The sequence below is a fragment of the Microcystis sp. BLCC-F209 genome, assembly GCF_041928595.1.
In the GTDB taxonomy this organism is placed as follows: Bacteria; Cyanobacteriota; Cyanobacteriia; order Cyanobacteriales; family Microcystaceae; genus Microcystis.
In genome coordinates this window covers 1-7,345 of the sequence record NZ_JBHFLL010000078.1, presented here as the reverse complement: position 1 = coordinate 7,345, position 7,345 = coordinate 1, and the positions used below count along the sequence as shown (strand labels likewise).

The window sequence follows — 7,345 nt, the reverse complement described above, 5'->3', positions numbered from 1 at the left end:
TGATAACTGATAACTGATAACTGATAACTGATAACTGATAACTGATAACTGATAACTGATAACTGATAACTGATAACTGATAACTGATAACTGATAACTGATAACTGATAACTGATAACTGATAACTGATAACTGACTCCTAACCCAATGGTAGATGTTGGATTTTTGCAGAAGTTCTATTTTCCGACAAAGATAAGCAAAAATTATTCATTGACTGCAAAAACTTGAGAATATTTAAATTAACATTCCGCAATATTTATAAATTCTTAAGAATTAATTGAGAAAGATTTTTATTTAACAACGATGTTATCATAGTTACAGCGATTTTACTGAATTTCATAATGGGTTATTCTGTGCTTTTTTGGGCAGCAATGCTTGAAACCCTTGCCACACCTAGAAGGTGATCCTAATTAAAACGGGTAAATCAGTCAATTTCACCCCTAACGATGATCTTTTTTTTATGTAGTTTTATTGCAAAAAAAAAGTTTTTTTGACAAAAAGCACAAAGTATGATATACACCAACCTATTTCTGGCTGGGAGTAATTATTGCAGAGTGGGGGAGTGGGGAAGTGGGGAGATAGGGAGAATAAATAAAAGCAATCTCCTGTCTCGGAGTCTCCTGACTTGAAAGAGGGTGTGGGGTGTGGGGTGTAGGGAAGGAAACCTCTTTCATCTGTGGGGGTGAAAATTTTTTCATCGAGACTAACCCCTGTGAACTGTACTAGGCGAGAAACTTAACCAACTCCTCTAATTTTTGCCAAGCTAACCCACTGGCTAAAATGTCGCGAGCGAGGGCGAAACCGGCTGCATGGTCGCCAAAAGTGACCTTTTCTGCCACCTGTAGGGCAAGAGAGGCATTAATCGCCACAGCATCCCGTTGAGCCGGCGTTCCCCCTCCTTGCAGGACATTTTTGAGGATTTCGGCATTTTCTGGCACTTCCCCACCTTTAAGGGCATTTAAACTGGCTCTGGGGATAGCAATTGACAAGGGATCGATCGCCGCAGAAATCACCTCGCCATTATTTAATAAAGCCATATCGGTCAGGTCTCCTAACCCCACCTCGTCGAGTTTTTCCCGGCCGTGAACAATAATCGCCTTTGGGGTTCCCATTTGTGCTAAAGCCGTGGCCATGGGGGTGAGAAATTGCCGGTCATAAACCCCGATAACTTGACCTGTGGGACGGAGAGGATTAACTAGAGGGCCCAGAAGATTAAAAACCGTGCGAACTTTCAAGGTTTTGCGGAGATTAGCCACACTTTTCAGGGCTGGATGCCAACCGGGGGCAAAAAGAAAAGTCACTCCCACCCCATCTAGGGCCGCCGCCACCTTCTCGCTAGGGGCGCTCAAATTAACCCCAAGATATTCTAGAACATCGGCCGAACCGACCTTGCTGGAGGCAGAGCGATTGCCGTGTTTAGCCACTTTTACGCCCCCAGCGGCCGCCACAAAGGCCACGGCAGTGGAAATATTAAAGGTTGAGGCCCCGTCACCGCCGGTGCCACAGGTATCGATAACGGGAGTAGTATGGGGTTTAGGGTCTTCTAAGCGAGACTGTTGCCGTAAAACTCCGGCCATTCCCGCTAATTCCGCGGCCGAGACTCCTTTTGCTTGCAAAGCCGCTAAAATCGCCCCCGATAAAACTTCTGGAATCTGACCGTTTAACCATCCGGTCATTAATTCTTCAGCTTGGTTAAGGGAAAGGGATTTTCGATCGAGTAGTTGCTGCAGTAGGTTTGGCCAGTCTGGAGTGGTCATCGCTGTTCCATTGCTGTGGGGAGGGGGCGATATAATATCATAGCGGTTTGTCTGGGGAATCGATCGCTCCTAGTCATTTTTACTTTAAATCGAGCAAACCCTGTTCTTTTAACTTAGGATTAAAACGAATTTCCATCTGGACTCCCCGTTTTTCTAGGGTTGATAAAATATCATTTTCTACTCGTCTGGATACCTGTTTTAATAACTTCATTTTCCCTAATTCGTCAGCACTTTGATAAATTTCTTTTTCTATGTCAGTCATGGCTAATTTAGCATCAATTGGTTCTGTCCAGATTTTTTCATTGCCGATTACTGCCTGACTTTCTCTTAGCCAAGCTTGTTTAATCGATTCGAGAATAGTTCGATTAGGACGCTCAATCACCTGGATTTTTAGCCAATAACAAGCTTGAGGCTGTCGGGCAAGATGTTGTTTTAAACTGAGATAAATATCACGAGAATAGCCAACAAACTCTAGGACTTGCTCTCGATTAAAAATGGCATAAACCCCGATTTTTCCCTGGAAATCAACACAGATATTACCGGTGGCATCTAGGTAGGGAATATATTCTAATTGTTCGAGATTAGCAAAAGTATCAGGCTCGTTCATAATTAACTGTCGATAATTGGTTGGAGATAAGTAGGTAGGTGTTAAAAACTTTCAGATACCCCGCTGATCAAGTAGGGTTGATTCAAGGTAGGGTTGATTCAAGGTAGGGTTGATTCATGAATCAACCCTACCCGTTTAAAATTGTACCAAAAAGTCTTAGGCTAAATTAGTCCCCAAAAATAATCAATTCTCAATGCCTACTGCTTCTCTTAACGAAATTGTTCACGCAGCTCTCAGTGGTCAAGTGGTTTCTTTTCCCACGGACACAGTTCCCGCTTTAGCGGTTTCTCCCCCCTATGCTGCCTTAATTTTTGCCGCTAAAAAACGGACTTTTGATAAACCCTTAATTCTCATGGCGGCCTCAGCAGCAGATTTATGGGATTATGTCAAGGGAAATCAGGAAGAAAGGGAAATTTGGCGGCAAATGACCGAAAAATACTGGCCTGGCTCCTTAACTTTGGTTTTACCCGCTTCTGAAAAAGTACCAAAAGTTCTTAACCCTAAAGATCCTAGCACGATCGGGATCCGAGTTCCCGCTCATGCGATCGCAAGAGAAATTCTCGGTCGAACTGGTGTTTTAGCGACCACAAGTGCTAATCTGTCAGGACAAGAGCCTTTATTAACTCCAGAAGCGATTATGACTACTTTTCCCTCGGTGACGGTGTTAGCGCCCACAGAAAGGCAAGCATGGGGAATAATCAATAGTGGACAACCCTCCACTGTCGCGCGTTGGCAATGTCAAGGATGGGATATCTTACGACAAGGGGCAGTTTTTCTGTAAATATGGACGATATTGACGCTTTAAAACGGGAATTACAGCAAACTCGCCTCGCTTATCAGATGGCCGTGGCAATTAATCACCTCAAAAGCAGTTTTTTGGGACGGGTTGCCCACGAATTGCGATCGCCATTGAGCAGTATGATCAGTCTCCATCAAATGATTCTCGCCGATCTTTGTGAAAGTCCGGCCGAAGAAAGGGAATTTATCGCCCAGGGGCAACTGGCGGGCTGTAAACTGATGGCAATGCTGGATGAGATGATTAATCTTTCTAAACTAGAGTCGGGTACTATACCCCTCGAGCAAGAAATTTTTTCTTTAACTAAACTTTGGGAAGATTGGGCAAGTTTAACCCATTTACAGGCAGCTAATCGCAATATTAAGCTTAAATTTAGCCCTTTAACCGATGATATTGCTATTATTGCCGATTATCAGCGTTTATTTTCTGCTCTTGTCCTTCTCGTCGATGCAGCGATCGCCAATCTAAGGAGCGGCTCTATTTGTATATCCGTAAGCGCTCTTGACGAAAAAAAAGTCACTATTACCCTAGAATTTACGGGGGAAATGGCTCTCTGGCCAATGCCAGAAATTTCATCCTTGAGTTTAGAATCAAAGCCAGAAGAAGTTAAACAATTTACTCAAGCTCTCGGTCTTTCTCCCGGTCTTAAATTCCAGTTAGCGAAGGGAATTATCGAAGTATCGGAGGGGGAAATGAGCTTAGATCAAATCGATAACAATAGTCAGGACAAGCTCACACGGATCGTTTTTTCTTTACCTCGATCGCCGGATAGGAAAAATCCTCGGGATAACGATTAAATAATACCATCGTCGTGGTGGCGTTGCTTTGGAAACCAATGCGCTGGTAAAAATTTTCTTGATTAGTAGTCATCAAATAGACTCTTTCCACCCGATTTATTCGGGGATGGGCCAAGACTGTTTCTACTAATTTACGCCCTAAACCCGCTCCCTGATAATCGGGATGAACGATCACATCCCAAATAGTGGCCCGATAAATGCCGTCAGAAGTGGCCCGAGCAAAACCAATTAATTGCCGCTCATTCCACACCGTCACCACCGGATCACTATAGTCAATTGCGGTTTCTAAATCTTCTAAACGGCGATCTATTGCCCAAAATGCGGTTAAATTAAATAATTCTCGTAGTTGCAATAGATCTATCTTGCTTTTATCCTCGTCAAACTGAATCTGACTACAATCAATCATGATATTTGCTTAGTCTACGACTAAAAAATAGGGAAAGATATTTGGCCGAGAAAGAGGATTCACGCTCGATCGGGCTGATTTATGAGCAATTTCCCCTAATCTATGTGTTTGATTATACTAAATGTCTAAGATAATCTCTAGTTGATTTATCGTGATTTCTTGACAAGCTATTAATCAGTAATCAGGAGTCAACAGTCAGGAGATAGGAGTCAGCAGTCAGGAGGAGATAGGGTGATAGGGTTTTGGGGTGATAGGGTGATGAGACAGCTTCCCCACTTCCCACTTCCCACTTCCCACTTCCTAATTCATAATTCTCATTTCCCCAACCCCCAACAGCTAAAACCCATCTATACGGCGCTGCTGACATAATTCGATCGCTAATTGGATCGCCGCTTGCATACTCTGGGGTCTAGCGATGCCAAGACCAGCGATATCAAAAGCCGTACCGTGGTCTGGAGAGGTGCGAACAAAAGGTAAACCGATGGTAGTATTAACAGCACAGTCAAAAGCCATTAATTTGACGGGAATTAGGCCCTGATCGTGGTATAATGCCAGATATGCGTCGGCGGGTTGCCCTGCACCGCTAAACCAAGCGCGTCCCGGTTCCACCCAAAGCGTATCGGGGGGGACAAGGCCGATTAATTGGGTTTGCGGGTATTTCTGTCCCATTGACTGCAGCCAAGGCTGTAACCAGTCCTTTTCTTCCCTTCCCAGTTTTCCCGCTTCGCCACTGTGGGGATTAAGGCCGGATATGGCGATTTTTGGGCGATCGATGCCGAAATCTAGCTTTAAAGACTCGATCAATAGGTCTAGTTTTCGGGTCATCAGATCGGGGTTAAGAGTATCGGGAACTTCTCGCAGGGGGATGTGGGTAGTGGCGAGGAGAGTGCGTAAGCTATAGCCAGTGTGAGGGGATTTAGCGACGAATAGCATCCCATAACGGTTAATTCCCGCCATGGTAGCTAAAACCTCCGTTTGACCGGGGAAATCATAACCGGCCAACTGCCAACAGGATTTGGCAATCGGACCGGTGACAATACCGTCAAATTCGCCCTTGAGGGTGCGTTTTATGGCTTCTTGCAGGTAAAGAAAGCTAATTTCACCACTATGGGCATCCCCACGCCCGCAAACGATTTTTTGTTGATTGTAGGGCAAATCGATCAGAGAAAAGCGATCGAGGAGATGGGGATCGTGATAGGCTTTTTCGAGAAGCGTTCTGGTGCCGATTAGAGTAATCTGACAAATAGACGAGATTGGGGAATCGGCGATCGCTTTCAACACCACTTCAGGGCCGATCCCGGCGGGATCACCGACGGGGATAACTAGACGGGGAATAAAATAGGCGGATTCCATAAATTTTGGCCGTCAAGATGGCTAATTCTCCCGATTAATCTGATCGTTGACAATTATCAGGAGGGAATAAATCAGTAAACAATCTTCAGTTTACTGTAATCTCATGGCGATAGATAGTAACTTTAGGCAAATTAAATTTTTTAACTTTTCTGTTTTCTTATTGCCCAAATTAGCCAGATTGTTGTAAGCTTATGACCCAACTACAACCCGATATATTCGTTAACAACCGTCCCGATACCGATGGAGACGAGGAAGAAGACTACTTCGATTATTTTTATGATGAACCGGGTAGTGAACCGGGGACATTAATTATCGAACCGGATGCCAAACCCTCGCGGATTATTTTAATTGACTACGATGAAGATAACGCCATTCGCAAGGTGGATATTACACCCAATGCTTGCGCCCCCTATATTGGCACAAATACCGTGTCTTGGATGGATATTCAAGGGTTAGGGAGTGAGACGGTTTTAAAACAGGTGGGAGAAATTTTTAATCTGCATCCTTTGTTATTAGAAGATGTGGTTAATGTGCCGCAGCGACCCAAGTTAGAGGACTATAACAATCAATTGTTAGTGATTTCTCAGATGGTGCGACTGAAAGAAGATGAAAGCGGTTTTGATACAGAACAGGTCAGTTTTGTCTTGGGAAAACGCTATCTTTTGAGTTTTCAAGAGGAGGAATTACAGGACTGTTTTGAGATAGTCAGAGATCGAATTCGCACTTCCCAGGGACGAGTACGAAAATCGGGAGCGGATTATTTAACCTATTTATTATTAGACACGATTATTGATGGTTATTTTCCCGTGGTAGAACACTACGAAGATCGGATTGAGGCTTTGGAAGATATGATCATTAGTAATCCCGATCGAGATACTATGCAGGAAATCTATGATGTCCGTCGGGAATTATTGGCACTGCGTCGCTTAATTTGGCCGATGCGAAATGTCCTACATCTACTGATGCGTGACCATCATGGTATAGTCAGCGATGAAGTACAAATTTATTTTCGGGATTCCTACGACCACGTCATTCAAATTCTGGAAATTATCGAAGCTTATCGAGAATTAGCGGCGAGTTTGATGGATGTTTATATGTCCACTATGGGCAATAAATTAAACGAAATTATGAAGTTTTTAACCGTAATTTCAACCATTTTTATTCCCTTAACTTTTATCGTTGGTGTCTATGGCATGAACTTTGAGAATATGCCAGAATTAAAAGGAGAATGGAGTTATTTTATTGTTTGGTTAATCATGTTAGCCGTAGCGGGAGGCTTGATTTTCTACTTCTGGCGCAAAGGTTGGTTTAAACCAATTTATTCCCTGAAAGAGGAAGCAAAAAGTTAGTTAACGAAGACAGGAGGCAGGAGGCAGGTTTTGGGGTTTTGGGGTTTTAGGGTTTTAGTTCAATTTCCCCACCTCCCCAATTCATAATTCAGGTTCTTCCGAACTTACACTGTAGAAAATTCCTCAAGCTCCCTCTCTGCCGGCTCTTCTAGGTTCTGTGTGATAAGTTTAATTGACATAGGATCGATCGATCTTTGTGTCCTTTGTGTCTTTGTGGTTCGTTCCACCCCCTCGCTCTTGAGAAATGTATCTTAGAATACATTTTACCCACCAAAGCTGG

At 43.6% G+C, this 7,345-nt stretch carries 7 protein-coding genes; 3 read left to right on the top strand and 4 right to left on the bottom strand.

The window, feature by feature from the left end; genetic code table 11:
* Positions 1 to 722: 722 nt before the first annotated feature.
* Together trpD and ACE1AQ_RS04940 are read right to left on the bottom strand one after the other, a co-directional pair.
* Positions 723 to 1,757 (bottom strand): anthranilate phosphoribosyltransferase, encoded by a 1,035-nt coding sequence (trpD, locus tag ACE1AQ_RS04945; protein WP_008196843.1) that lies wholly within the window; start codon positions 1,755 to 1,757, stop codon positions 723 to 725.
* A 79-nt stretch (positions 1,758 to 1,836) separates the two neighbouring features.
* On the bottom strand, positions 1,837 to 2,364 hold the full coding sequence (locus ACE1AQ_RS04940; protein WP_008196841.1) for a GIY-YIG nuclease family protein: 528 nt from the start codon (positions 2,362 to 2,364) through the stop codon (positions 1,837 to 1,839).
* Between the two features lie 193 nt (positions 2,365 to 2,557).
* Here ACE1AQ_RS04940 and ACE1AQ_RS04935 point away from each other — a divergent pair, with 193 nt between their 5' ends.
* Together ACE1AQ_RS04935 and ACE1AQ_RS04930 are read left to right on the top strand one after the other, a co-directional pair.
* Positions 2,558 to 3,145 (top strand): L-threonylcarbamoyladenylate synthase, encoded by a 588-nt coding sequence (locus tag ACE1AQ_RS04935; protein ID WP_008196839.1) that lies wholly within the window; start codon positions 2,558 to 2,560, stop codon positions 3,143 to 3,145.
* Positions 3,100 to 3,957 carry a sensor histidine kinase KdpD gene (locus ACE1AQ_RS04930; RefSeq protein WP_008196837.1) on the top strand — a complete coding sequence of 286 codons (858 nt, stop codon included), beginning with the start codon at positions 3,100 to 3,102 and terminating at the stop codon, positions 3,955 to 3,957. The genes ACE1AQ_RS04935 and ACE1AQ_RS04930 overlap by 46 nt, the downstream gene beginning before the upstream one ends.
* Here ACE1AQ_RS04930 and ACE1AQ_RS04925 read toward each other — a convergent pair.
* A complete protein-coding gene (locus ACE1AQ_RS04925) occupies positions 3,893 to 4,363 on the bottom strand; it encodes a GNAT family N-acetyltransferase (RefSeq protein WP_008196836.1) in 471 nt (156 codons plus the stop codon). The genes ACE1AQ_RS04930 and ACE1AQ_RS04925 overlap by 65 nt on opposite strands.
* A gap of 336 nt (positions 4,364 to 4,699) precedes the next feature.
* Positions 4,700 to 5,716, bottom strand: a complete 1,017-nt coding sequence (gene pdxA, locus ACE1AQ_RS04920; protein ID WP_110545778.1) for a 4-hydroxythreonine-4-phosphate dehydrogenase PdxA — start codon at positions 5,714 to 5,716, stop codon at positions 4,700 to 4,702.
* Positions 5,717 to 5,907: 191 nt separating this feature from the next.
* Between pdxA and corA the strand changes: the two genes are divergently transcribed.
* Positions 5,908 to 7,065 carry a magnesium/cobalt transporter CorA gene (corA, locus tag ACE1AQ_RS04915; protein WP_008205859.1) on the top strand — a complete coding sequence of 386 codons (1,158 nt, stop codon included), beginning with the start codon at positions 5,908 to 5,910 and terminating at the stop codon, positions 7,063 to 7,065.
* Positions 7,066 to 7,345 lie beyond the last annotated feature (280 nt).